Genomic DNA, 22,725 nt, shown 5'->3' on the forward strand with positions numbered 1-22,725 from the left:
TCGCCGAGATGGATTGATCGCACGCACGGCGTCGAAATGAGCCGTACAGCAATGCTATCGGGCGAATGCGGTGAGTGCGTTGGCCGTTTCGCACGGGTCGCCGGAGATGGCGGTCGCGGGCAGGTCACGACACGACGTCAAGTCAACCGACGGCCCTAGGGTCGGCAATCCGCTGCTACAGTCGGCAACATCGTGAGGTACATCGACGCGAATTCCCCGCAGCGCCGACGCGCAGTCGTCGCTGCATTGCTCGCGTTCTGGATCGTCGTCGTGGCTGCGGAATGGGCGCTGCCAGGAATCGAGGCTGCGCCGGCCCATGGACCCCACCCCCTTGCGAGTGCGGTGGGCGCGCCGGTGGCCGTCCAGCTTGATCATCCGCACATCTCCCAGGGTGGCATCGCGCCGTCGCCGGAATCTTTCGCCGAGGCTGTCCTGCCGCGAGGAACGGTCACGCTGATCGCCTTGGCCTTAGTCAGCGCCTTGGCTGTGCTGCCGGCGTTATGGCGTTACGCGCCGCTGACACCTATCCGCGGCCCTCCGCGCTCACCCGTCGTACAGACCGGCCGAGACGTGCTCGTCCGGCTCTGCATCGCGCGTCGCTGACTGGCCAGCGTCAGGCCTCGTGTCGTGAACCGAGGCCGGTGACCGCTGCCCATGATTAGCAGCTGCGCGACCAGTCGCGCCGTCAAACAGAAGCGACATCCACGATATGAATTACGCCCTTTCGATCCACCATGCCCAGGACACAGACCGATTCGAGCAACTGCGGCTGGGCCGCTATGAGCGGCCGGCCACGATGGTCGGGCAGACGCCCGTCTTGAGGATCGGCGCGCCGTTCACCGCCGCAGAGCACGGCTTCTGGGCCAAACTCGAAGGCTTCAATCCTGGCGGCATGAAAGACCGGCCCGCACTGCATATGGTCGAACGTGCACGCTCTCGAGGGAAGCTCGTGCCGGGCGCCCGTATCGTCGAGTCGACCAGCGGCACTCTAGGATTGGGGCTTGCGCTCGCTGGAACTGTGTACGGTCACCCCGTCACCTTGGTCACCGACCCCGGCATGGAGCCGATCATCCAGCACATGCTCGCCGCGTTCGGCGCGCAGATCGAATTGGTCACTGAGCCTCACCCGCGCGGCGGCTGGCAACAGGCCCGTACCGAACGCGTTCATGAGATTGTGTGCACTGATCCGCAGGCGTGGCATCCCGACCAGTACAACAATCCGGACAATGTGGAGGCCTACCGCGGGCTGGCGATGGAACTGATTGAGCAGCTCGGGTCTGTCGATGTGTTGGTGTGTTCGGTCGGTACCGGGGGACACTCGGCAGGGGTGGCACGGGTCCTGCGGGAATATAATCCCGGCCTGCGGTTGATCGGCGTCGACACGGTGGGCTCTACCATCTTCGGGCAACCCGCGACGACCCGGCTGATGCGCGGCCTCGGCTCAAGCATCTACCCCGGCAACGTCGACTACGAGGCCTTCAACGAGGTGCACTGGGTCGCGCCAGCGGATGCGGTATGGGCCTGTCGAACTTTGGCGGCCACCCACTATGCCAGTGGAGGGTGGAGCGTCGGCGCGGTCGCGGTGGTGGCGGGGTGGGCTGCGCGTTGCGGCGACCCGGGCACCACGGTCGCGGCGATCTTCCCCGACGGTCCACAGCGCTATTTCGACACCATCTATAACGACGATTACTGCCGCACCCACGGTCTTTTGGATAAGGCGCCGCCGAACGAACCGGCCACCATCGATCACCCGCTGCGACACGCGGTTACGGCCTGGACGCGGTGCCCCGTAGTCGTCGACCCCACGCAGGTGGTGCCACGATGACACTGCTGTCCGGGTTCGGCAGTTTCGGCTGGCCGAGCCGCATGCTGATGATCAACCAGTTTGGGATCAACCTCGGGTTCTACATGCTCATGCCGTATCTGGCCGGCTACCTGGCCGGGCCCCTGGGTTTGGCGGCATGGGCCATCGGGCTCGTTCTCGGGGTGCGCAACTTCTCCCAGCAGGGCATGTTCATCATTGGCGGCACGTTGGCCGATCGCCTGGGCTTCAAGCCCCTCATCGTGAGTGGATGCGTGCTGCGCACGGCAGGATTCGGGCTTCTGGTGTTCGCCGACTCGCTACCGGCGGTGTTGGTCGCCTCGGCGGCAACGGGTTTCGCCGGTGCCCTCTTCAACCCTGCTGTGCGTGCGTACTTGGCCGCCGACGCGGGCCCGCGACGGCTGGAAGCGTTCGCGCTGTTCAACGTGTTCTATCAGGCCGGCATCCTCGCCGGGCCGCTGGTGGGCTTGGCGTTGATGTTTGTCGACTTCAAGATGACTGCGGCTGCCGCGGCCCTGGTCTTCGCGGTGCTGACGGTGGCGCAGCTGTTCGCACTGCCGCAGCGCGCAGTGGCGCCGACACCGGAAAAGACTTCGGTGCTGCAGGATTGGCGGGCGGTTGCGGCCAATCGTTCGTTCCTGCTGTTCGCCGTGGCGATGATCGGGTCCTATGTGCTGTCGTTTCAGGTATACCTCGCGATGCCGCTGCAGGCGCGGTACCTGTTTCCGCAGAACGACTCCGTGGTCACAGCGATGATCTTCGTGGTCTCCGGAGTGGTGGCGGTGCTTGGACAGATGCGCATCACACGCTGGTTCGGGCGGCGTTGGGGTTCGGGGCGCTCGCTGGCTATCGGTATGCTGATCCTGGCGTTGTCGTTCCTGCCGCTCATCGCGTTGCCCGATGACGAGCGAGCCGGCCGTGTCGCTGCGGCCACGGCGCTGCTGATCGCGACGGCCGTGCTGGCGGTCGGCTCGGCTGCGGTGTTCCCGTTCGAAATGGATACCGTCGTGTCCCTGGCCGATAATCGGCTCGTCGGAACGCATTACGGCTTTTACAACACGATCGTCGGCGTCGGCATCCTGGTCGGCAACCTGGCAACAGGGTCGTTGATGCAGCTCGCCAGAGAGCTTGGGCAGCCCGAACTCCTGTGGGTGTTGTTGACAGTCATCGGATTGCTGTCGGCGGCTGCGCTGTACCGCCTGGATCAGCGAGGACGACTGGGATCAACGCCGAAGGCCGTTGATGACGCGACCCGGCGCTGAACTTACTACTCGGCGCGCCATCTACGTAGTAACTACGTAGATGGCGGTAGGCTGTCTGGTGGGCGCCGCGGTGAGGGATGCGTGAGCGCACGTTTGTTTTCTTGAACGGCTAGGAGAATGCCACGACGATCGAGTCGCACCGTGTTGTCGCTGGTTCCGTACCGCCAGTGGCGGCCGCCGGCCGCATCCGTGTGCTCCTCGTTGAGCCGCGACGCGTCTATGCGGCCACCGTGGCGCGACACCTTCGTGCCGACGATTTCGCGGTGGAGGTGGCCTACTCGCCGCGTGCCGCGAGCATAGGTCTGCACGAGGGTGATCCCGATGTGGTCGTGGTGTGCGTGGGCGCGCAGGGCCGAGGCACTGCCCTGCTTGACCGCATTCGTCAGGAAACGCAGGTCGGCGTGGTCGCTCTCAGCGACGGCGATATTGCGCCGCTGCTCGCGAGTACCGGGGGCGTCTGTGTGGGCGACATCGCGGCGCTGAACGTGCGAATTCGGCTGGCGCTGAGGCGCTGCGGTGTCGGCGGCGACTACGGCGACGTGATGCATCGCTGGGAATTCGGAGATCTCCTTATCGATGTGGTCGCACGCCGGGTGTCTCTGCGCGGCGAGGCGCTGCCACTTACCCGCACGGAGTTCGAGATCTTGTGCACGCTGGCAGAGAGTCCGGGTGAACCGGTGACGTGTCGTCAACTGCAGCTGAGCCTGTGGGGGGATGCCTCCGACGGTGGCCGGTCCACGCTGGGGGTGCACGTGGGCAATCTTCGGCGCAAGCTGGGTGAGGACCCACACTCACCGCGGTATCTGCGTACGGTGCGCGGGACCGGTTACTGTCTCACCGGCTAAGTGGGGGCAGCGAGTGCCTGGTGCGCCGCAGTGATGCAGCTGGTGACAGATTCCGGTGAGGGCTTAGCTTTCGATGATGCGAACGACGTAGGGCGTCATCCCTGACGTGCGCACTGGGGAGATCTTGATTGGCACGCCGGTCTGCTGTGCCTCGAGCATCTGCCCGCCGCCGAGATAGATAGCTTCGTGCTGGCTCCCGCCCGGGCCCCAGAACAGGAGATCGCCCCGCTTCGCTTGGGAGGGTGGCACCTTGCGGCCGGCATCGTACTGATCACCGGACCATCGCGGGAGCAGCACTCCGACGCCGGCGAACGCGAACCGTGTCAGGCCTGAACAGTCAAACCCCACAGTGCCGGCCCCCTGGTCGACGCCGCGGCTGGGACCGGTGAGGCTGCCCCCACCCCAGGAGTAGGGCACGCCGATTTGCGTTCCTGCCCTGCGGATTACGTACTCGATCGCTTGCGCACCATTGACCCGGTTTCCGCGCACGCTCGTCGACGGATCCGCGGCGGGACTGACAATTCCCAGGCTGCTGAGAAAGTTGCGACCCATGCTCATGGCGGTCTGCGTCGCCATGGCCGTGGCCTGAAGAGAGGCGTTCGCGATGGCAACCGGATCACCGGGAGCGCCTGCGCTCGCCACCTTAGGAAGCAGTGGATCCCACGGACCGGCAGCAGGTTGGGCCGACGCGACCGGTGCACACGCGACGAAGAGCAGCACGACGATGCTGAGGACACCGGGGAGCCGCCGCACGCGTCTCGCAACGCGCATCGCCGGGTCAGGCGGGTCGGCGCCGGCAATTGCCGCGCTCCTGCTCCGGACGTCTGATGTCATGTCTTCTCCTCGGTGCGCCGCGGTGTCTTACTTCGTGCACCAATAGCGGGGCTGAAACGCATACGTGCGGCGCAGCACCAAAATACGTAGCTCCTACGTAGAAAAGCTTAACTCACAAAAGCCCCACCAGTAACAGCAGCCACATAATTACAATGGTGAAATTCGCTGCGGCCGTTCACCTTGAACGCGAAAAACGCTGGACAGGAGCCGTTCCGCGGCCTGGAATACGTGCGCGAATGGTGCGCGGATTGGTGCGCATGCGCCTATGTCGGAAAAGAGCGCTATGGGCCGTCGTTGAGGGCAACAATTCTGCCCAGGAGTGGTCCTATAACGCCTCGTCGGCTTAGCGCCGCGATGCGTTCATCGGGGAGTCTATGGGCTCCGGCGATGACGCCCGCTGCCCGTACAGCAGTGGCGTCTGACAACTGGCCTAATGCGCTGCAGAGAAGAGGGTTTCGCTGATGCCCGGCACCGATGCCATGTCGGCTCAGGTGTCGAGCACTTGTGCCGCTTAGAGGTTGGCGTTTCCGGCCTTCCATTGCCGCCAGGGGATGTTCCAGTCGCCGAGGCCGTCGGTTCCTGACAGGGTGGCGCCGGTGGTGTTGATGACTTCAACGATGTCGCCGCGTCGGGTGTTGTCGTAGAACCAGCGGGCATTGGCTGGATTGACGTTGAGGCATCCGTGGCTGACGTTGGCGATGCCTTGGCTACCCACCGACCACGGGGCAGAGTGCACGTAGATGCCGCTGTAGGACATTTGCGTGGCCCACTCGACCTCGGTGCGGTACCCGTCGGGAGAGTTGACGGGGACTCCGTAGGTGGACGAATCCATCACCAGGAATGAGTAGCGGTCGCCGATGATGTAAGCGCCGTTGTCGGTGGGTGTCTTGGCTTTGCCCATGGAGATGGGCATGGTTTTGACGACGTCGCCGTTGCGCCGCACGGTCATCGTCTTGGTGGCGTCGTCGGCGGTGGCGATGATTTGATCGCCGATGGTGAAGCGCGTGGTGACGTCATCTTGGCCGAAGAGCCCGTCGCCGAAGTCGACCCCGTAAGCCTTGACCGCAACTTCCACGCTGGTGCCGGGCTCCCAGTATTCGGCGGGGCGCCAGCGGACTTCACGGTTGCTGAGCCAGAAGAAGGCGCCCTCAACCGGGGGGTTAGTGGTCACGGTGATCGCCTGCTGCGCCGCAGCCCGGTTCGTGATGTTCTCGTCAAAGCGAATCGCAATGGGTTGACCCACGCCCACCGTTTCTCCGTCATTGGGCAAGACGTAGGGCATCGTCAGGTTTTCGGGGGAATGGGTTTCGAATGTTGCGCTGGTGCTTGTCGTTCCGCCAAGCCCTTGTGCGTGGGCCTGCAGGGTGTACTGCTTGTTGTAGCCCAGCGGTTCCGCCGATGACCAGGTAACGCCGTCGGGGCTCAGTTGCCCGTCGACAAGTTTGCCCGCCTCGTTGGTCAGCGCCACTTGGCCGAGGACACCGTCGCCGGCGGTGACCGTCACGGGGGCATCGACGGCGACGCCGATGGCACCATCAGTTACGGACGCTTCGAGTTTCGGTACGAGCAAGTCTGCGTAGGGCGTGCCCTTGTCGGTGATGACGTCGGGAGTGGGCGCCGCTGTCGGGGACGAGGTGCAGGCGGTCGCGATCAGCAGCACCGCCACCGCGAGGACGGTCGTGCGCAGCCAGTGCGTCGTCGCTCGAAACGCTGGGGGGCAGCCTGTCTGCGGCATGAGTGGGGCTCTCCGTATCGGTTTGTCGTCATCGGCTGACGGGGCGGGGCACCGCCTGGTGCGTCGCGAGGGCCGGTCGCGGGCGACGGCGCACCGTTCACGGGTATGCCTTCGAGTGTGGTCATGAGTCGTTTGGCTTTGTTAGTCCTTCGATGAAGATTCGATAAAGGCGGCGCTAAGAGCTGGCTCCGAGGGTTTGCGGAACCGCGAGATTCGGGGGCGCGTCCCAGCTGAAGTGGTGGGGCCGGCTGTCGTTGCGGTGGACCGCGGCGAGGACGGCGGCCGCCAGGTCGAGCGACGCTGCACCGTTGAATGCGTGGGGCCCGACGGCTACAGACAGTTTGAGACTTGGTCGGATGGCGGTATCGGCGCGTTGCCGTCGGCCGTCGTGGCCGTGGTCAAGGGTTTGAGGCTGCAGCCGCCGGCGTGGGTGAACGGGTAGATCATCTGCCGCAGATAGCTGGTGGGGTAGTCGGGTTTTGCGGCCATGCCGAGCTGGGTGGAGTCGAACCGCCGGGTGGAGTCGTAGTTGTAGGTGCGCATCAGGTGGTCCCATACCAGGGTGAACAGGCCGAAGTTGACGTCGCCGATGCCGGCCCATTTGAGGTGGTGGAAGCGGTGGCCTTCGTTGAGGGCCAAGACGTACTTGGCGGGGCCGATGCGGTAGTCGGCGTTGGAGTGCTGCAGCAGCAGCTGGATTGCCACCGCCAGCGCCAGTACGGAGGCCACGTCGACGGGCAGTCCGATCAGGATCAGCGGTGCGACACCGGCGGCCATCTCAACGGTTTGGTGCAGGGGGTGTTTCATTAAGCCGTTGAGCCCGTAGAACCGGGTGATGCTGTGGTGCACTGCGTGAAAACGCCATAACACGCCGATCTTGTGGCTGGCCAGATGTACGACGGTGATGCCGAGGTCCGCGACCAGGATCGCGGCGAGGACCTGTGCGATGAATGGCCAGCTGTGTGGCCACAGCTGGGGTGTGGGCACCATCTCGGCCAGCAGCGGGATGGCGGCCACGCTGGCCAGGATGAGAGTTTCGTTGACCGCGACGTGGATGCGGTCGCGCGTGCTGTCGGCCCGGTCACGGTTCCACGCGGCGTCATACGGAATGATCCGCTCCACCAGGAACGTCATTGCGATCGCGACCGCCAGGATGACCAGCAGCCAGTACTTCGGGGCGCCCGCGGCGCTGAAGGCGGTGCCGGCGCCGTTGAGGCCGATCAGCATGAACGGCACATAGCCGTAGCCGGCCACCGCCTGTGCTGCGGTAGCCGAGGTCGGTGCCGGAGAAGGCGTGCTCATGCCAGCAATCGTCGCGGTCACCGATGCGGCGGCGCTTGAATGATCCGGCTAAAGGACGGCTTCGAGGTCCCAGGACACGTGCCGGCTCAGCACCGAGGGCGGCAGGCCGAACATCTCCCGGGTGGTGCGGGTCAGATGAGCACTGTCGCTGAACCCCGCACCGTGCGCGGCGCCGGTCAGATCGTCACCGGCCTGCACCCGCATGACCGCGAGCCGCAACCGCGACCACAGCACGTAGCGGCGTAGCGGTATACCGACCTGATCGGTGAATAGATGCGTCAACCTGCTCACCGACAGGCCTACTTCGGCAGCGAGATCTGTACCGCTGACGGGGCCTGCCGCCACAAGGCAGGGCAGGAGGCGCAGCGCCGCATCAACGGCGGGATGGCGTGGCGTCGCTTCGTCTCCGGTCAGGACGGGCGCCAAATGTTCGACCAGCTCGTCCACCACGGCGGCCAGCGCGCGTCGACGCGTCGGCGTCAACACCGGAGCAACAATCCACCCGGAACGGACCGCGCGCAGATGTGCCGACCGCCCCGGCACGGACTCCGGTTCTAAGAACACCACCGTGCCCTCCTGCGCGCCGACCTCGATTCGGTGTGGCGCATCGGCGGGCACGACCACCTTCGTGCCGCGATGCCCGTTGCCGTGCTCGTCACGCACCGTGAACGATGTAGTGGCCGTTATGATTTGGACGGCGTGGTGGGCGTGTACGTCAGTGGTACCGATCGATCCGGTGAATGCCAACACCCCCGGGCGCAGCAGCGCGGTCCCGCTCCAGCGCGGTGCACCGGTGGTATCACCGCTGGCCCGAGTCATCGCCACACAACGATGCTAACGATCTCCCATGAGGGATTGCCGCGTCACCAGCAATGACTGGGCGATGAGTCGGACGCCGGCGAGGCATGGTTCCGCTAGCGGCGGCGATGGGTCCGTGTCATGGATTGATGTCAGCCCCCGTCCCGCTGTTCTGCGCCGAACTCGGCCCGCTGCTCGCGCTACGGATGTACTTAGGCGCTGAATAACAGAGGTTGGCGAGCAACATCTGAGAGTGCGCACATTGTGCGGGATACCCCTGAGGGGTACTTTAAGGTTGTATTCGCGGCGGATATCTCGTCGACTGGAAAGGCCTATCGCTGGTGACGGCACAAGAGAAGTTCCGGCGGGTCATCGAGAGTTCAACCACGCGGTCGATCGCCAAGTGCATCGCCCTGTGCGCGTTTAGCCAAATCACCGGCGGGCGCCGCCCCATCCAGGCCGATAAGGGGAAATCCTGCTGCAGCTGACGACTGCGGACCGGGGCCAACCCGGTGTCCCTGAGGAGCTGCGCCACTACTTGATGACCCTAAAAGTCCCGGTCCGACGTGGCGAGGAATTGTTCGATTGCCGGGGCGAAGGCGTGGGCCAGGTCGTCAGCGTTGACGAGCAGGTCGGACATTGTGGCTTCGGCGAGTACTGCGTGCGCAAGGACGTCGGCGAGGGTGCGCGCGAGTTGCGTGGGGTCACGTGGGTCATCGCCGGCGATGATGAGGGTCCGAGTGTCGATGCGCCGGAGTTCCTCGACTGTCGCGAAGCCGCGGCGAGGACGCGCGCAGTCCTCGATCGCTGAGGCGCCCGGCGGCGGTGTCGGCGCGCGTCCTATTGCGTAGGGGAATTCCAAGCATCGGCTGAGCGGCGATAACGACCAGGCAGCTGACGAGCGTTACGCAGCCCACACCAACGGCGAGATCAGCTGTTTACTCGCCGTGATCATGATCGCCGTGGTCGTCATGCAGCAGCACCGCGGGTGGGGCCGGAACTTCGGCTGTCGCCGGAACTTGGGCTGTCGCCGGAACTTCGGCTGGCGCCGGTGCCGCTGACTCGCCGGCAGGCTCGTTCACCGGCGGCGGGGCGGCCGGCTCGTGGTTGCTCTCAGGGCTGTGGGCATGCTCGCCGGTCGTCCCATGGTCATTGCCCTCCTCGGGCTCGGTGCCAGCGCCGTGGTGATCGCTCTGCGCATCCTCGGGCGTCGTCCCATGGTGCTCGCCACGCCCATCCTCGGGGGTCGTCCCGTGGTGACCGCCGTCTGCGCTCGCTGGCGCATGGCCGTGCTGCAGACCTGAAGCAACGCCCACCGTGGACGCCAGCGCCACGACACCGACTGCGCCCATGAGCACTAATGCGCTGCCGAACACCGGTACCGGCTCTCCTTGCAAGCCGCGGTACCACACCCAGCTGGCGCCCATCACGACGTAGATTTGAAGCAGCAGTGCGCAAAGGTCCGCGGCTTGGACCAATTCTGCTTCTCCCGCGTGGGGGCCGAATGGGGCTCCCGCGGTCCTGGACAGGGCCCACAGAGCAATGGCTCCAAGGTTGAGCATGATGCCCGCAGCAAGCACAGGAGTCGTGGATCGAGCGAGAACTAGCCGTGCCCAGAGCAGTTGGAAGAGGGCGATCGATGCGAAGAACACGCCAGCGGGCATCCACTCTTGCCAGTGGGTGGGTACGACGGCGAAGTGGATGACCGCAGCGCCCAGCGAGGCGAGCGCGGCAAGCCGAGCCGCCAACCGGCTGTCGGTTTTCTTCGCTGTCCTCGGCGCCACCCAACCAGGATGACAGCGCCATCCGCGACAGCGGTTGCATGACGCCACATCTCAACCCGACCGAGATTCATTTGTCATCAACTACTGTCTTCCTACGTAGATTACGTCGGTGCCGCCCTTTAGTCCGCTGAGTCTCAACCACTCCTATTCCGCGCTCGGTCGAGCCCTGCTGGAGGCGTTTCGACACCTGTTCGGAGCCCCTTTTGAACGACGCTTACGCGTGTAGTTATTCGCCGTGCACTGGACTCATCTACTGTCTGGCTACGTAGATGGTTGCTATGCTGCGCACGTGCTCGCGACGATCCATTCACGTCGCACGGAAGGACACTCGATATGCGTCTTCGCGTTGTTATGGCGGTACTGGCCTCTGTGATTCTTTTCGGTGCCGCTCCTACTTTCGCGCCGCTCGCTGTAGCGGCGATGCCGTGCGGACACCAGTTCGGCTCGCCTCAACAGCTCACTGATGCGGGGGGCGCAGTCATCCAAGAATGGGTGATCTCGGATCTGCGGAAGTCTTCGGCCGATCTGCCTGGATTTACTGCTCCCGGGCAACTGTGGGAAGCTTCGGCCACCGTTAGAGCCGTAACCGGCGCAGTGACTCCGATAATTCCGAATCTTTACGCGGTCACCGCAGATGGGCAGCGTTACCCCGTGTTGTGGCAGATCGCTAGCCCGCAAGGACTTCCGGCTGCCACCCTCGGCCAGGGGCAAGCCTCCAGCGGTGCGATCTACTTCGATGCAGTCGGCCTGGAGCCCATGGCTGTGATTTACGACAATGGCACTGCTACGCAATTGATTTGGTGTTGCGACGGCTCAATGATGATGATGCCGATGGAGAACTGCCCGATGTGCGCTGACATGCAGCGCCCCTGCCCCCACTGTCCGGGCAGGATGTAGTCCGTGAGGACTTGACTGGCACGCGGGCGGCTCGGGTGGACTCAGCTACGGGCTCAGCTGGGATGTTGGCGCAGCCGAGAGTAGCCACGCGTCACCGGAGAACACCGCGATCGGGGGACCACCAGGAGGGCCTGCCTGCAGGAGGAGAATTCCGACGACGCCCACCGCTGTGTCCTGCGACGGCGGTGCCACGTTGACTTGCTCCCCGGCCATGCAGCAACGATGCGCCGCCTGCAACGTCCGCCATTCGGGTTGGACACGGCCCGCGCCGTTGGGCGCAAAATGACGCGTATGTCGGCGGGGGCCGGTATATTTTCTGGTATGTCCCCATACCTCGATCCGCAACAGGTCGTCGACGACCTCGGTGACAAGTTTCTGTCGGCTTTCGTCAAGGCGATCGGTGCCGCTCGGGGCGATCTTGGCGATTTCCAGGAGTTTAAGCCGCAGTGGTTCGTCGATTTCTCCAAGCGATTCGTCGCGAACTTCATTCACGAACGCATGTGGGCCAGCATGGTGGCTCAGGTCTCAGACCATTCTGGGGTGGTCATCGTCGATCAGGAGCCGACTCGGCAGGTTCACTTCGGCGCCAACTACGTGCTGCGGTTCAAGCGGCACTCCAGCAAACTAAGGATTCAGAGTTTTCCGACCGTCGGGGCCACGGCGTTCTGGACGAATGACGCCACCCTTCCCGGCCTCGAGTTGTATTCGCTGGCCTTGGGTTACATCTGGGACGCCGAGCTCGGTGAGATCGGCGACACCATTCTGTCGTTCCGTCAGGGCAAGGACAATCCGATCTGGTCGGTGACTCTCAACGACGATGGTGACGCGGCGACCGGCATCACCTGGGAGCCGATGGATCCGGACCTGCCGCAGCTCGACCTCAGCGATGTCGTTGAGGAAGAGGGCGACGAAGGTACAACGGACGACTCATGACAAGAATCGGCGACGTCATTCTCACCGCCCGACGCGCCGCCGGACTCACGCAGGAAGAGCTCGCAGCGCGGCTTGGGATCACCCAAGCCGCTCTGTCCCGTTACGAGAACGACCTGCGGGAGCCCGACGATGAGATCGTGGAGCGGCTCAGCCAAATTCTCGACGTATCACCGGAGTTCCTCACTCATCCTTTCCAACTGACCGGCGCCATCGCGGCCGACGCACACATGCGTCGACAAAAGACGACGAAGGTCACCGATTGGAAAACGGCCGAGTCGAAACTCAATCTGTACCGGATGCGGACGGCTTTTCTACTGCGCCGGGTGCCCATGAACCCGACGAACCACATCCCCACGTTCGATCCAGACGACACCAGCCCCAGTGATGCGGCACGGATGGTCCGAGCCCAATGGCGGATGCCCATTGGGCCGGTCCGAAACCTCACCCGGTGGATCGAATCTGCGGGCGTGGTGGTCATTGAGGAACACCTCGGTACGAGGCGCATCGACGGGCTTTCCCAGTGGGCCAGCGACTACCCGGTCGTGATGCTGAATGCTGACCTGCCAACCGACCGGAAACGTTGGACTCTTGCCCATGAGCTCGGACACCTGGTGCTGCATTCGAACTACATCGATCCCGACGTCGAGGATCAAGCGAATGAATTCGCGGCTGAGTTCCTGATGCCGCGTCACGTCATTGAATCGGATCTCCGTGATCTGGCGCCGGCGAGGTTGATTGCTTTGAAGAGGGTTTGGGGAGTATCGATGGCCGCGATATTCGACCATGCGTACCGCATCGGAAAAGCCACGCCCGCCGACCGTGCCAAGTTCTACCGGATGCTCAACTCGCGGGGCTGGCGCCGAGTTGAACCTGGGTCCGACGAGCTCGTCGACGAAGTGCCTGAATTGGCGAAGACCATCGGAGGGACGTTGATCACCAGCGGCGGACTGAGCCGAGACGAGGTAGCCAAGCTGACCGGCCGTCGCGGCGCCGAGAATGAGGCGGTGTTCCTGCCTCCCGACACAAGACTCCGCGCGCTATGACAAATACCCACCCTGAGTGGGTGCGTCACATTGCACACCGGCACGACCGCAGCGAGTGTAGATATCGACGATAAGCATCGCCGACAATGTCAGAGCCGGATTCGAGGCGATCCTTAACCAGGTTTCGCGTGGCCACGGAGCCCACGATCATCGGGCCACGGCGCTCGCCGGGCGAGTGGGCATAGAAAGCGTTCGTTGTGCGGCAGCACCGACATCACCCGTTGACGCCGCCTGCCTCCCTGGGGTCAAGCGGGTTGCAGGCGGGCTGACGCGCCGTCGATGTGAACGGATTTGTGAACGAAACCCTGCGCAACAGAGGCGACCGCACCGACACGGTGTGACATGCGAGATGCCAAATCGCAGCCGACCTGCACGTTAGCGACGTAGGTAGAAGCACGAGACCGCAACCGGCCGGCTCATAACCCAGAGGTCGCAGGTTCGAATCCTGTCCCCGCTACTAAGCGAAACGGCCCCCGGAGGAAACTCCGGGGGCCGTTTGCATGACCCCACTGAACACGCGGTGATCACTTGCTTGATGTCGACGGCCTTCACCGAAGAGGCCTTTCTGCCCTTGTCGGCACCGCGGTTGGCGCCAATAGTCGAGATCGTGTTGACCGCGCAGGCCCGATCGAGCGCTGAACCTTTCGAGCGCCAGATGGCTGGTCGACGGGCGCACGTACTTCGGCTCCCGGCACGAGGCCCCTGACGATATTGGGCATTGTGGCGCGGTTAGACCGACGGTTGTCCATGATCGATCACGGGCCAGCGAGCAACTGCGGTGGACATCGCCGCATAGGGGGTCATGTGAAAGCCAATCGCGATTCCCGTCCGCGCAGGGTGTGGCGCTTCACGGTGCGCTGGTGGCGGCAACCTGACCAGTTCGACTGGCTGACCGGTTATCTGCGCGCTCGCGGGCTAGGGGTCGCGATGCGCGTCCTGATGACGATGATCTCGGGCGCATTGGTCTTGATATCGGTCGCGCTGGTCAGCACGCCGACCCGCTCCGCGGCGGTGGCGATGATCGCCGGCGTCGTCGCCGCGGTCACCGGTGTGGCGTATGCCGCATTGTGGGTGCGGCGGTGGCCCAGCCGCTTCGAGTCGCTGTCACTGGCGGCGATCGCCGGCGCGGTCGTCGCGATCGACGCGCCCCTTCAACCGGATCCAGCGATCGGGCTGTTGGCATGCACGTCGCTGGCCATCGTCGGCGGCTATGTCGCGTTCTTTCACAGCACCAAAGCAGTCGTCTACACCGTGATTCTGGCGGCCGTCGCCGGTGCGTTCTGTGCGACGCGGATGATCGACACCCACGGCGCCGCCGTCGCGGCAGTGGTCTACTGGCTCGTTCTCGAACTCAATCTGGCAGTCCCGCTGGGCATTCAGGGGGTCGTCCGCACATTGGGTGCCGATGTCGTGCGCTCCGATCACGATCCCTTGACCGGGTTGTTGAACCGGCGCGCCTTCTACGAGCGCGCCACCACATTGCTGACCGCGCCGTTCTCCGATATGCACCTACTGGTGGTGATGATCGACCTCGACAAATTCAAAGCGCTCAACGACACCTACGGGCATGTCGCCGGCGATCAAGCACTCGCCGCAGTGGGATGGGCTCTGCGCGAGGCCAGCACCGCCGCTGCCATCGTCGGCCGCTTCGGCGGCGAGGAATTCATCGTGATCGACGCTCTGCCCCACAAGACCGCCATCGTCTTGCCCGACCAGCTCTGCGCAGCCATCGCTGAGTTGCCCCAGCCCGTCACAGCCAGCGTCGGTGCTGCCGTCGTGCGCTGGGACGGTGTCGCCGACCCTGCGGCAGCGATCGAGGCTCTGATCCACGCTGCCGACACCGCCATGTACACCGCCAAACAGAACGGCGGCAATCAAACTCGTGTGTGCACGCCAGCACTGACGTGACACCTTGTCGAGGGCGCATCCTCACCTCGTGTGAGTCATGTCCTCAGTCCGCCGACGGTTCAGCAGCCTGCAGCGCGATGCCAGCATCGTCGAATCGGGCCGCCTGCTCTTGTATCCGGGCGATCTCACTGGGCCGCTTGAGCAGACCGCGCACCGCGATGATGGCGACCTGCTCGCCGACGCGCACCGCTTCCTCCGCGCGGTCGCCGTGGTCGGCGTGCAGCCGCGTGCGCTTCTGTGCGCCCTCGTCGAAGTTGAGCAGCAGCCCGGCGGTCTCTTCGCGGTCGCACTCGATGAACTTGCCCTCGTTGATCGCGGCGCCGATGAGGTCGACGACCCAGTTCTTCAGCCGTTCGTAGTCGGCCCAGAACTGGTGGAAGTCAGCCCGCTGCGCGTGGGCGATGCGCTGGATCTCGTTGAAGTCGATCGGTGAGAGCGCCAACTGCATGGTGTCGAATCGCAACAGCCGGTAGAGCTTCAGTGCCGGCGACCCGGATCCGGCGCCGACCTCGGCGATGAATTCCAGCGGTGCGCGGTTGACCAACAGCGTCTCGCCCAGCAGCTGCTCTTTGCTGCGGAACCAGTAGTACAGCGACGACTGTTGCAGACCCGCCGCGCGGGCGATATCGCTCATCGTCGTTTGCGCGTAGCCTTTTTCGCTGAACAGCCGAGTCGCGGCGCTGACGATGCCCGCGCGGGGCGATCCCGCGGGTGCTGATTCGGCGTCACGGCGGGGCCGTCCGATTGTGCGGACGTGCGCGCGCCGCTCGGGTGGTGGCACGGGGGTCACTCTACGGCGGTCAGCTCACCGGCGGCTGTTCGATGTGGGCACGGCTGACGACGTCGCGCGCTGCGGTCACGACATCTCGCCACAGCTCGAGCCCGAAGCTTTCGGACGCGCGCGACGGATGGCCGGTCACCCCGTTCGTCGACACCGACTCCACGGCGTAGCGGAAGACCAGTCCCTCGGTGCGATCCGGGTCGTCCGCCTGCGCCATCGCCTCGACGTCCACCAGTTCCGGCCGTACGGCCAGCATCAACGAGGTCTCGGCCGCGTTGGCGTGCCAGTCGAGCGCGTCGGCGGTGGCCCGCTGCGCGATGTCGGCCGTGAGGTCCCACCACTGCATGACCCCGATACGCGCCTGCGGCAGGTCGCGCCGGAAGTGATCGCAGGCGATCCACAGTGCCGCGGCGTTACCGACGTGGCCGTTGACGAACAGCACACGCCGCACACCGGATTCGACGCAGCCTCGGGCGACTCGGTAGGCGGTCGCGGCGGTCTCCTCGCCACTGAACGCCACCGTTCCGGCCAATGCTGAACCGTGAAACATACTGGCGCCATAAGCAATCGGCGGCAGTACGAGCGCGATGTCCCCGGCAGCGGCATCAGCGACCGCGGTAGCGAGGATGGTGTCGGTGCCGACCGGTAGATGTGGGCCGTGTTGCTCGGTCGCGCCCACCGGGATGAGCGCGACGCAATCCGGGTCGGCCGCCAGGCGGTGCGCCAGTTGCGTCGAGGTGTGTTCCTCCCAGCGGTGGCTCACGACCGGGCTCACCAGAACCTCAGGTAGCGGTCGGTCTCCCACGCTGATACGTGGGCGGTGAAGGAATTCCACTCCGCCTTCTTCTCGGCGATGTAGGAGTCGAACATCGCCGAGCCGAACACGGTGCGAACCAACGGATCCGCCTCGAGCGCATCGATCGCCTCGCCCAGCGAGCGAGGGAGCCAGCCGATCTGCCGGGCGGCCAACTCCTCCTCGGACAGGCTGTAGAGGTTGTCGCGGTTGGGTTCTCCGGGGTCCAGGCCCTCGCGAATCCCCTCCAGGCCGGCCGCCAACATCAGGGCGGCACCGAGATAGGGATTGCTCGCGCTGTCGGCGGCACGGCACTCGATGCGTCCGCCGCCCCTGGGGATACGCATCATGTTGGTGCGGTTGTTGTCGCCGTAGCAGGCGAAGATCGGCGCCCAGGTCAGCCCGGACATGCTGCCTTGCTTGACCAACCGCTTGTAACTGTTGACCGTCGGGGCGACCACCGCGCAGATCGCCGACGCGTGGCGCAGGACCCCGGCGGTGAACTGATAGCCCAGCTCGGACAGGCCACACCCGCGCGCGTCGTCGTTGTCGGCGAACAGGTTTCGACCGTCGCTGTCGGCCAGCGACATGTTGTAGTGCGCTCCGCTGCCCGTGCGGTCGGCGAAGGGCTTCGGCATCCATGACGCGAACAGCCCGTGCTTGCGGGCTATCTCGCCGACCATCATGCGGAAGAACACCAGCCGGTCGGACATCGTGACCGCGTCGGTGTAGGTGAAGTCGGTCTCGAACTGACCGTTGCCGTCCTCGTGATCGAATGAGTAGACGTCCCAGCCCAGATCGTTCATCGCCGACACGATCTCGTCGACCACCGCGTAGTTGTGCAGCAGCCCACGCAGGTCGTAGCACGGCTTGTCCAGGTTGTCGTCGGCACTGGCCGGTGCCGGTGTACCCGTGGCATCGCTCAGGAGGAAGAACTCGGTTTCGATACCCAGGTTGAACGTGTAGCCCAGCGCGGCCGCCTCGCCGGTGACCCGCTTGAGAATGCCTCTGCTGCAAGCCTCGAACGGGGTGTCACCGATGTAGAGGTCGCCGGGAAACCAGGCCACCTCGCGATTGAACGGCGCGATGATCGCCCCACCGAGGTCGGGGTGCGGGGCGACTTCGTCGTCGTTGACGTCCTGCGGCACCCCGTCCAGGGCGGCGCCGGTGAACATCTCCGATCCACGCGCCGCCTGCCCGAGGTGCCCGAGCGGCACCATCTTGGCCTTCGGCTTGCCATGCATGTCGACGAAGCTGATCGCGGCGTACTTCACGCCCGCGGCGGTCAGCCGTTCGGCGACCTCGGCGACGTCGGATGGGGTCTCGACATGCGGCGACCCTCCGTTCAGAGTCGCGGTCATGTCGTGCTCCTATCCTGTCGATGCGAGATCGACTGTGCTGCGTTGAGACCAGGAAGACGTTAAGCGCGCTGTATTGCTGCTCTGTTTCGCGCCAGTAAATGAGCCATTGAAACTCGACGGACAGTCCGGGTCGGTAACGGCGCCTGTGAACTGAATAGATACACATTTTGTCGATAAGATATCGAAACTCGCTGCGCCGGCGGACTGAATCAGTCGTCATCGGCTTTGGGTGAGCGGAAGGGTTGCGGTCGGCTCCGGCCGCGGTAAGAGTGGTGACATGTCCGATGCACAGCCCCACGCGACAGACACCACCGAGGGGCTCGCTCCCTTGGCCGGCCACCTCGAGAAGGTCGCAGAGCTTCTTGGCGTGAAGTCGGTTCTGGTGATGCGTTCCGAGGCCGACTCGATGGTGGTTGCCGCCACCGCGGGCGAAGCCACCCAGCACTACACCGTCGGCGCGGCCGGAAAAAAGGCGCTGGACGACGCCTCGCGGGTGCCGCTGTATTGCGAGCGGGTCGTCGACGGCGACCACGCCGTGTTCGTTCGCGATTCCCGCGACGACGCCACCTTCGCGGGTAACGAAGACGAAGTGGAGTTCGGGCTGCACAACTATCTCGGCGTGCCGGTGCACGATAGTGCGGGCCGTGTCGTCGGAACGGTCTGCGTGCTCGACGACAACTCGCGTGACTACACCGACGAGGAACGCGAGCAGCTCTCGGAGTTAGCAGGAGCGGTCGAGCAGGTCGTCCAGAAGGACGACAGCGCCCTCACCTGAGGGGCCGAACAACTCGCGTGGCGACGAGCGCCCCACAAGTTTCAGCTTCTGGGGCTGGTCACGAAGCCCAGCCACCCGGCTACGGTGAGTACCGCATCCGCGAAGTCAGCGGGACGCTCTTGGGGCAGATTGTGGCCGCTGTCGACAATTCGATGTTCGTGGCGGCCCGAGAACATCGGTGCATGATCCGCTGTCCCTCCCGGTTTGAGAGGGTCGTGTATTCCGTCCAGCGTGACAGTGGGTACTGGGATGATCGGTCGGCGCGCCAGCGCCTCACGGACGGACGTGTAGCGGGGATCTCCCTCTGCCGTGCCGAAGTTGTGGCGATAGGCGTGCACCACCACGTCGACGAAGTCCGGATTCTCGAGTGATGTCGCGGTGGCCTCGTACACCGCCTCGTCGAAGCGCCACGTCGGCGACCATTGCCGCCACAGCATCTTGCACATCTCGTGACGATGCGCGGACAGGCTCTCGCGACCTCGGGATGTCTGGAACACGTGCTGGTACCACGCCACATGTTCCACCGATGGGGGAAACCCGTGCTGTTGTCGCTCGTCGATCACGTCGTAACCCGCCATCGACACAAGCCCCGAGACCAGGTCGGGCCACACCGCGGCGATGCCGCAGCACGCAAGTCCGCCCCAGTCGTATCCGGCCACGATCGGGCGGACCATTCCGAGCGTGCCGATCAGTTGGCGGAGATCATCGGCCAGCGCCGCCTGTTCGCCGGACCGGACGGCGTCGGAGGTCATGAAGCGGGTCGGCCCGAAGCCACGCGCGAAGGGCCGTATCACCCGGGCGCCCTCACGAACCAGCCGAGGCGTCACATCGTCGAAAGCGCGGACGTCATAAGGAAATCCGTGACACAGCACCACTGGCCAACCGTCGACGTCGCCGTCTTCCAGATAGCCGATCCGGAGGGTCTCGGTCTGTGCGTACCCCACCGGGGAACCCTACATTGGTTCCGGCAAGCGAGGGGCTTCGCCGCCGCTGACGACATACCGCTCGTTGGGCCGACCCAGCGCTGGCCCGGCCTACCAGCGGATGGTGCAGCTTCTTGGTTCCGGGAGAGCGCGCCCAGCGATTCCCGACCGCGCCCCACCCGGCCGGTGTCCTCGACGGGTGACGATCCAGCTGCGTGTTCGACTGGCGCACGGGCGGGGGAGTAGTCAGGAAGTCGAGCCTGAAGGCACGGGTGCGTCGTGTCGTATCAAACCTTGTCGTTGAAGGTCGCTCCAGACGGCAATCGGGACCTGGGAGTTGGCGGCCCGGAAGTCGTTGTCCTGTTGATGTATTGACGAGGCTCCAAGCAGCGTGCAGCAGACGGCGATTGACACGTTGTGCAACCTGCACACATCTTCGATCTGTGAACTCGCTGTGCCACATCGGGACGAGCCTGTCCGCAGTTATGGTGCGCGGTGCCAGTCGCTCCAGCCGCGAGGATTCACCGATGACGCCTTGTTCACGCAGCTCGATCAGTGTGCGGGCGGAGCCGCTGATGGGTTGTTCGAAGACGGCGGGGTTGATTGTCGCCTGTGCCTTGTTCGATGAGGCAGCCGGACCGCTTCGGCACGGGCAGCGGCCGTAGCGATGTCTTCAGCCCGTCTGCGCCAGCTGCTCTTCGTTGCCGAACCAGTCGATGAATCGGCCCCCGGAGAAAACTCCGGGGGCCACTGTCGGCTCCTTCTTTCTCAGTAGTCCCAGACGGTTGGCACGAAGCGGAACGCATTGCCTGCGAACGCCACTCGGCAGAGCGAAGGAAACGACAGGTGGGTGGCCACCAGCGACTCGCCGCTCGCCGCCAGTTCGCGAAGGAGCCGGAGCCGCACGCGAGCTGCTTCTTCCGGGTCGTGCTCGAAGCCGTTTTGCCAGTCCGGGTTTTCGAATCCAGGTTGGAATACCGCGTCGCCGGCGAACGTCAGTCGGTCGGCACCCGACTGCAGACGTACGATGCTGTGTCCCGGTGTGTGACCGCCGGTGCGGCAGACGACTACCCCGGGTGCCACCTCGTACTCGGTTTCGAAAGGCTGCAACTGATTTCGGTAGACGTCCAGGAAGCGGGACGCAGTCGATCGCAGTACCTCGGGGATGGGCGCCGGCATCACGGTGCGCGAGAAGTCGGGCGACTCCCAGAACTCTGCTTCCGCGGCCGCGAGGTGAATTCGGAGCTCCGGGTTGAGGCGGCCCCTGAGTCCGTCGGCGAGCAGGCCACCGATGTGGTCCATGTGGAGGTGGGTGAGCACCACGTCGGTCACCGAGGCGGGCGGGATGCCGGCAGCCTCCAGGCGGATGGCTAGCTGCCCGGCCCGAGGGAAGTCCGGAAACTCCAGTCCGATACCGGAATCGATGAGAATGGTGCGGTCCCCGCTACGCACTACCGCCACGTTCAAAGGCCAGTCGACGATGTCGGGTGGTAGGAACATGTCCCGCAGCCACGCCTCGAACTCGGCGGTGTCAGCATTGGTCGCCAGCGTTGAAGCGGTGATCGGCAGCACCCCGTCGCTGATCACCACCACGTCGAGATCCCCGACGCGCAGCGCGTAGCGCGACGGGACCAACTCATCGCGCGCTGATTGGCCCGGACGTGCAATGTCTTGCAAGCTCATAACATTCTCCTCTTGGTGAAATGACTCTCCGGCCGGTGGAACGCATCGCAACGGCCGGAGTCATCCAGCGACAGCGAGACGGACGACGTCACGGAGATGCAGCTCGCCGGTACTACATCTCCCAGCAGGTCTCGCTGTCACCGATCTCGACGCCTGGCATCCAGCATCACCGGCGATGAGAAGCCGAGTGTCACGGGATGATTCGGCGCGTTGTCATCCGTTCTGGCGGTCGAGAGATCGTGACCGCAGAAAGGACCATCATCATGAGGATCATCGTCATCGGGGGCACCGGCCGTATCGGCGCGAAGGTCGTGCGTCAATTGGGCGATCGCGGCCACGACGCCGTGCCGGTCGCACCGAGCACCGGGGTCGACGTATTCACCGGCGCAGGTCTGACCGACGCACTCGTCGGGGCAGACGTGGTGGTCGATGTCTCGAATTCACCTCGCCTGGACGACTCGGCCATCGACTTCTTCTCCAAGACGACCGCCAACGTGATGGCCGCCGAGGCCGGCGCAGGAGTCGCTCACCATGTCGCGTTGTCGGTCGTCGGCACGGACCGGCTTGCCCCGCACAGCGCTTACTTCCATGCAAAGCTGATCCAAGAGCAACTCATCGCCGACAGCGGTATCCCCTACACGATCGTGCATGCCACTCAGTTCTTCGAGTTCGTCGGCACCATCGCTGACTCGGCGACCGAGGGCGACACTGTCCGGCTGCCTCCCGCGCTGTTCCAGCCGATGGCTGCGGTCGACGTCGCCGAAGCGGTCACCGTCGCCGCGGCCGGCAGCCCGCACAACGGCATTGTCGAGGTCGGCGGGCCCGAGCGGTTCGGCCTCGACGAGCTGATCCGCATCGCGCTGACCGCGCGCGGCGATGCCCGTCGCGTTGTCACCGATCCGTCGGCGCCGTACTGGGGTATCGCGGTGGGTGAGCGCACCCTCGTGCCTGCTGACGACGCCACCCGCTCTGGCACCCGGTTCGCCGACTGGATCCTCGAAAACGCCGCGACGGCCTAGGCGGGGTCGAGAGGCCGATTGCGTTGTAGCCCATCAGGTATCAACGCGCGACATCGAGGCCAGGCGGCCGTGGTGTTCGGCGACAGGGACTGACCGTGTCGGGCACCCCGCCTCGCAGTTCTGCCAGGTCGAATTGCGCGAAAGGTGGGACCGCTCCCGCCCGGCGCCGCTCCGACAGACGGTCACCGTCATCTCGGCGTGACGCCCGGCACACCGGTGCCGGCGGT

General features: G+C 64.8%; 22 protein-coding genes. 11 read left to right on the forward strand and 11 right to left on the reverse strand.

Annotated elements, in window-relative coordinates; genetic code table 11:
- Positions 1–192 precede the first annotated feature (192 nt).
- From lpqS to ACZYYX_RS12125, 4 genes are all read left to right on the forward strand, one after another.
- The gene (gene lpqS, locus ACZYYX_RS12110; RefSeq protein ID WP_463814607.1) at positions 193–603 is read left to right on the forward strand and encodes a putative copper homeostasis (lipo)protein LpqS; all 411 of its coding nucleotides are present in this window, start codon (positions 193–195) and stop codon (positions 601–603) included.
- A 106-nt stretch (positions 604–709) separates the two neighbouring features.
- Positions 710–1,825 carry a PLP-dependent cysteine synthase family protein gene (locus ACZYYX_RS12115; RefSeq protein WP_463814608.1) on the forward strand — a complete coding sequence of 372 codons (1,116 nt, stop codon included), beginning with the start codon at positions 710–712 and terminating at the stop codon, positions 1,823–1,825.
- Positions 1,822–3,084 carry an MDR family MFS transporter gene (locus tag ACZYYX_RS12120; RefSeq protein WP_463814609.1) on the forward strand — a complete coding sequence of 421 codons (1,263 nt, stop codon included), beginning with the start codon at positions 1,822–1,824 and terminating at the stop codon, positions 3,082–3,084. The genes ACZYYX_RS12115 and ACZYYX_RS12120 overlap by 4 nt, the downstream gene beginning before the upstream one ends.
- A gap of 167 nt (positions 3,085–3,251) precedes the next feature.
- Complete coding sequence (locus ACZYYX_RS12125; protein WP_369322773.1) at positions 3,252–3,929, forward strand: winged helix-turn-helix transcriptional regulator; 678 nt, start codon at positions 3,252–3,254, stop codon at positions 3,927–3,929.
- Between the two features lie 63 nt (positions 3,930–3,992).
- Here the strand turns inward: ACZYYX_RS12125 and ripB are convergent, their stop codons facing one another.
- From ripB to ACZYYX_RS12145, 4 genes are all read right to left on the reverse strand, one after another.
- A complete protein-coding gene (gene ripB, locus ACZYYX_RS12130) occupies positions 3,993–4,763 on the reverse strand; it encodes an NlpC/P60 family peptidoglycan endopeptidase RipB (RefSeq protein ID WP_369322772.1) in 771 nt (256 codons plus the stop codon).
- A 511-nt stretch (positions 4,764–5,274) separates the two neighbouring features.
- A complete protein-coding gene (locus tag ACZYYX_RS12135) occupies positions 5,275–6,498 on the reverse strand; it encodes a L,D-transpeptidase (RefSeq protein WP_463814610.1) in 1,224 nt (407 codons plus the stop codon).
- 330 nt (positions 6,499–6,828) lie between these two features.
- The gene (locus ACZYYX_RS12140) at positions 6,829–7,800 is read right to left on the reverse strand and encodes a sterol desaturase family protein (RefSeq protein ID WP_463814611.1); all 972 of its coding nucleotides are present in this window, start codon (positions 7,798–7,800) and stop codon (positions 6,829–6,831) included.
- A 48-nt stretch (positions 7,801–7,848) separates the two neighbouring features.
- Positions 7,849–8,619: a helix-turn-helix domain-containing protein gene (locus ACZYYX_RS12145; RefSeq protein ID WP_463814886.1), complete on the reverse strand. Its 771-nt coding sequence runs from the start codon at positions 8,617–8,619 to the stop codon at positions 7,849–7,851.
- Positions 8,620–9,199: 580 nt separating this feature from the next.
- On the opposite strand from ACZYYX_RS12145, the gene ACZYYX_RS12150 reads away from it, so the two are divergent.
- Positions 9,200–9,409 carry a hypothetical protein gene (locus ACZYYX_RS12150; protein WP_463814612.1) on the forward strand — a complete coding sequence of 70 codons (210 nt, stop codon included), beginning with the start codon at positions 9,200–9,202 and terminating at the stop codon, positions 9,407–9,409.
- Between the two features lie 127 nt (positions 9,410–9,536).
- Here ACZYYX_RS12150 and ACZYYX_RS12155 read toward each other — a convergent pair whose 3' ends face one another.
- Positions 9,537–10,430: a hypothetical protein gene (locus tag ACZYYX_RS12155; RefSeq protein WP_463814613.1), complete on the reverse strand. Its 894-nt coding sequence runs from the start codon at positions 10,428–10,430 to the stop codon at positions 9,537–9,539.
- Between the two features lie 285 nt (positions 10,431–10,715).
- Here ACZYYX_RS12155 and ACZYYX_RS12160 point away from each other — a divergent pair, with 285 nt between their 5' ends.
- Positions 10,716–11,279 carry a DUF1942 domain-containing protein gene (locus ACZYYX_RS12160; RefSeq protein WP_463814614.1) on the forward strand — a complete coding sequence of 188 codons (564 nt, stop codon included), beginning with the start codon at positions 10,716–10,718 and terminating at the stop codon, positions 11,277–11,279.
- A gap of 45 nt (positions 11,280–11,324) precedes the next feature.
- Here the strand turns inward: ACZYYX_RS12160 and ACZYYX_RS12165 are convergent, their stop codons facing one another.
- Positions 11,325–11,492, reverse strand: coding sequence for a hypothetical protein (locus tag ACZYYX_RS12165; protein ID WP_463814615.1), 168 nt, complete (start codon positions 11,490–11,492; stop codon positions 11,325–11,327).
- 9 nt (positions 11,493–11,501) lie between these two features.
- On the opposite strand from ACZYYX_RS12165, the gene ACZYYX_RS12170 reads away from it, so the two are divergent.
- The 3 genes from ACZYYX_RS12170 to ACZYYX_RS12180 all read left to right on the forward strand — a co-directional run bounded on the left by ACZYYX_RS12170 (position 11,502) and on the right by ACZYYX_RS12180 (position 15,163).
- Positions 11,502–12,212: a hypothetical protein gene (locus ACZYYX_RS12170; protein ID WP_463814616.1), complete on the forward strand. Its 711-nt coding sequence runs from the start codon at positions 11,502–11,504 to the stop codon at positions 12,210–12,212.
- Entirely contained in the window at positions 12,209–13,255 is a 1,047-nt protein-coding gene (locus ACZYYX_RS12175; RefSeq protein ID WP_463814617.1) for a helix-turn-helix domain-containing protein, read from the forward strand. The genes ACZYYX_RS12170 and ACZYYX_RS12175 overlap by 4 nt, the downstream gene beginning before the upstream one ends.
- Before the next feature lie 804 nt (positions 13,256–14,059).
- On the forward strand, positions 14,060–15,163 hold the full coding sequence (locus ACZYYX_RS12180) for a GGDEF domain-containing protein (RefSeq protein WP_463814618.1): 1,104 nt from the start codon (positions 14,060–14,062) through the stop codon (positions 15,161–15,163).
- Positions 15,164–15,206: 43 nt separating this feature from the next.
- Here ACZYYX_RS12180 and ACZYYX_RS12185 read toward each other — a convergent pair whose 3' ends face one another.
- Genes ACZYYX_RS12185 through glnT form a run of 3 tightly spaced genes read right to left on the reverse strand, consistent with a single transcriptional unit; the run spans position 15,207 to position 18,098 of the window.
- Entirely contained in the window at positions 15,207–15,944 is a 738-nt protein-coding gene (locus ACZYYX_RS12185) for a TetR/AcrR family transcriptional regulator (RefSeq protein WP_463814619.1), read from the reverse strand.
- Positions 15,945–15,963: 19 nt separating this feature from the next.
- The gene (locus tag ACZYYX_RS12190; RefSeq protein ID WP_463814620.1) at positions 15,964–16,707 is read right to left on the reverse strand and encodes a creatininase family protein; all 744 of its coding nucleotides are present in this window, start codon (positions 16,705–16,707) and stop codon (positions 15,964–15,966) included.
- A gap of 8 nt (positions 16,708–16,715) precedes the next feature.
- Complete coding sequence (gene glnT, locus ACZYYX_RS12195; protein WP_463814621.1) at positions 16,716–18,098, reverse strand: type III glutamate--ammonia ligase; 1,383 nt, start codon at positions 18,096–18,098, stop codon at positions 16,716–16,718.
- 277 nt (positions 18,099–18,375) lie between these two features.
- Between glnT and ACZYYX_RS12200 the strand changes: the two genes are divergently transcribed.
- Positions 18,376–18,873: a GAF domain-containing protein gene (locus ACZYYX_RS12200; RefSeq protein WP_463814622.1), complete on the forward strand. Its 498-nt coding sequence runs from the start codon at positions 18,376–18,378 to the stop codon at positions 18,871–18,873.
- A gap of 41 nt (positions 18,874–18,914) precedes the next feature.
- Here the strand turns inward: ACZYYX_RS12200 and ACZYYX_RS12205 are convergent, their stop codons facing one another.
- Both ACZYYX_RS12205 and ACZYYX_RS12210 read right to left on the reverse strand, forming a co-directional pair.
- Positions 18,915–19,817, reverse strand: a complete 903-nt coding sequence (locus ACZYYX_RS12205) for an alpha/beta fold hydrolase (protein WP_463814623.1) — start codon at positions 19,815–19,817, stop codon at positions 18,915–18,917.
- A 747-nt stretch (positions 19,818–20,564) separates the two neighbouring features.
- Complete coding sequence (locus tag ACZYYX_RS12210; protein WP_463814624.1) at positions 20,565–21,479, reverse strand: MBL fold metallo-hydrolase; 915 nt, start codon at positions 21,477–21,479, stop codon at positions 20,565–20,567.
- A gap of 263 nt (positions 21,480–21,742) precedes the next feature.
- Here ACZYYX_RS12210 and ACZYYX_RS12215 point away from each other — a divergent pair, with 263 nt between their 5' ends.
- On the forward strand, positions 21,743–22,498 hold the full coding sequence (locus ACZYYX_RS12215; RefSeq protein ID WP_463814626.1) for an SDR family oxidoreductase: 756 nt from the start codon (positions 21,743–21,745) through the stop codon (positions 22,496–22,498).
- The last annotated feature ends 227 nt before the right edge of the window (positions 22,499–22,725 follow it).

Source organism: Mycobacterium sp. IDUB_1, from assembly GCF_055419625.1.

Bases quoted from the DNA above. Each gene is read 5' to 3' on its own strand.
- ACZYYX_RS12115 (WP_463814608.1), top strand. From the start codon at position 710: ATGAATTACGCCCTTTCGATCCACCATGCCCAGGACACAGACCGATTC.
- ACZYYX_RS12120 (WP_463814609.1), top strand. From the start codon at position 1,822: ATGACACTGCTGTCCGGGTTCGGCAGTTTCGGCTGGCCGAGCCGCATG.
- ripB (WP_369322772.1), bottom strand. From the start codon at position 4,763: ATGACATCAGACGTCCGGAGCAGGAGCGCGGCAATTGCCGGCGCCGAC.
- ACZYYX_RS12135 (WP_463814610.1), bottom strand. From the start codon at position 6,498: ATGCCGCAGACAGGCTGCCCCCCAGCGTTTCGAGCGACGACGCACTGG.
- ACZYYX_RS12140 (WP_463814611.1), bottom strand. From the start codon at position 7,800: ATGAGCACGCCTTCTCCGGCACCGACCTCGGCTACCGCAGCACAGGCG.
- ACZYYX_RS12145 (WP_463814886.1), bottom strand. From the start codon at position 8,619: ATGACTCGGGCCAGCGGTGATACCACCGGTGCACCGCGCTGGAGCGGG.
- ACZYYX_RS12160 (WP_463814614.1), top strand. From the start codon at position 10,716: ATGCGTCTTCGCGTTGTTATGGCGGTACTGGCCTCTGTGATTCTTTTC.
- ACZYYX_RS12165 (WP_463814615.1), bottom strand. From the start codon at position 11,492: ATGGCCGGGGAGCAAGTCAACGTGGCACCGCCGTCGCAGGACACAGCG.
- ACZYYX_RS12170 (WP_463814616.1), top strand. From the start codon at position 11,502: ATGCGCCGCCTGCAACGTCCGCCATTCGGGTTGGACACGGCCCGCGCC.
- ACZYYX_RS12175 (WP_463814617.1), top strand. From the start codon at position 12,209: ATGACAAGAATCGGCGACGTCATTCTCACCGCCCGACGCGCCGCCGGA.
- glnT (WP_463814621.1), bottom strand. From the start codon at position 18,098: ATGACCGCGACTCTGAACGGAGGGTCGCCGCATGTCGAGACCCCATCC.
- ACZYYX_RS12200 (WP_463814622.1), top strand. From the start codon at position 18,376: ATGTCCGATGCACAGCCCCACGCGACAGACACCACCGAGGGGCTCGCT.
- ACZYYX_RS12210 (WP_463814624.1), bottom strand. From the start codon at position 21,479: ATGAGCTTGCAAGACATTGCACGTCCGGGCCAATCAGCGCGCGATGAG.
- ACZYYX_RS12215 (WP_463814626.1), top strand. From the start codon at position 21,743: ATGAGGATCATCGTCATCGGGGGCACCGGCCGTATCGGCGCGAAGGTC.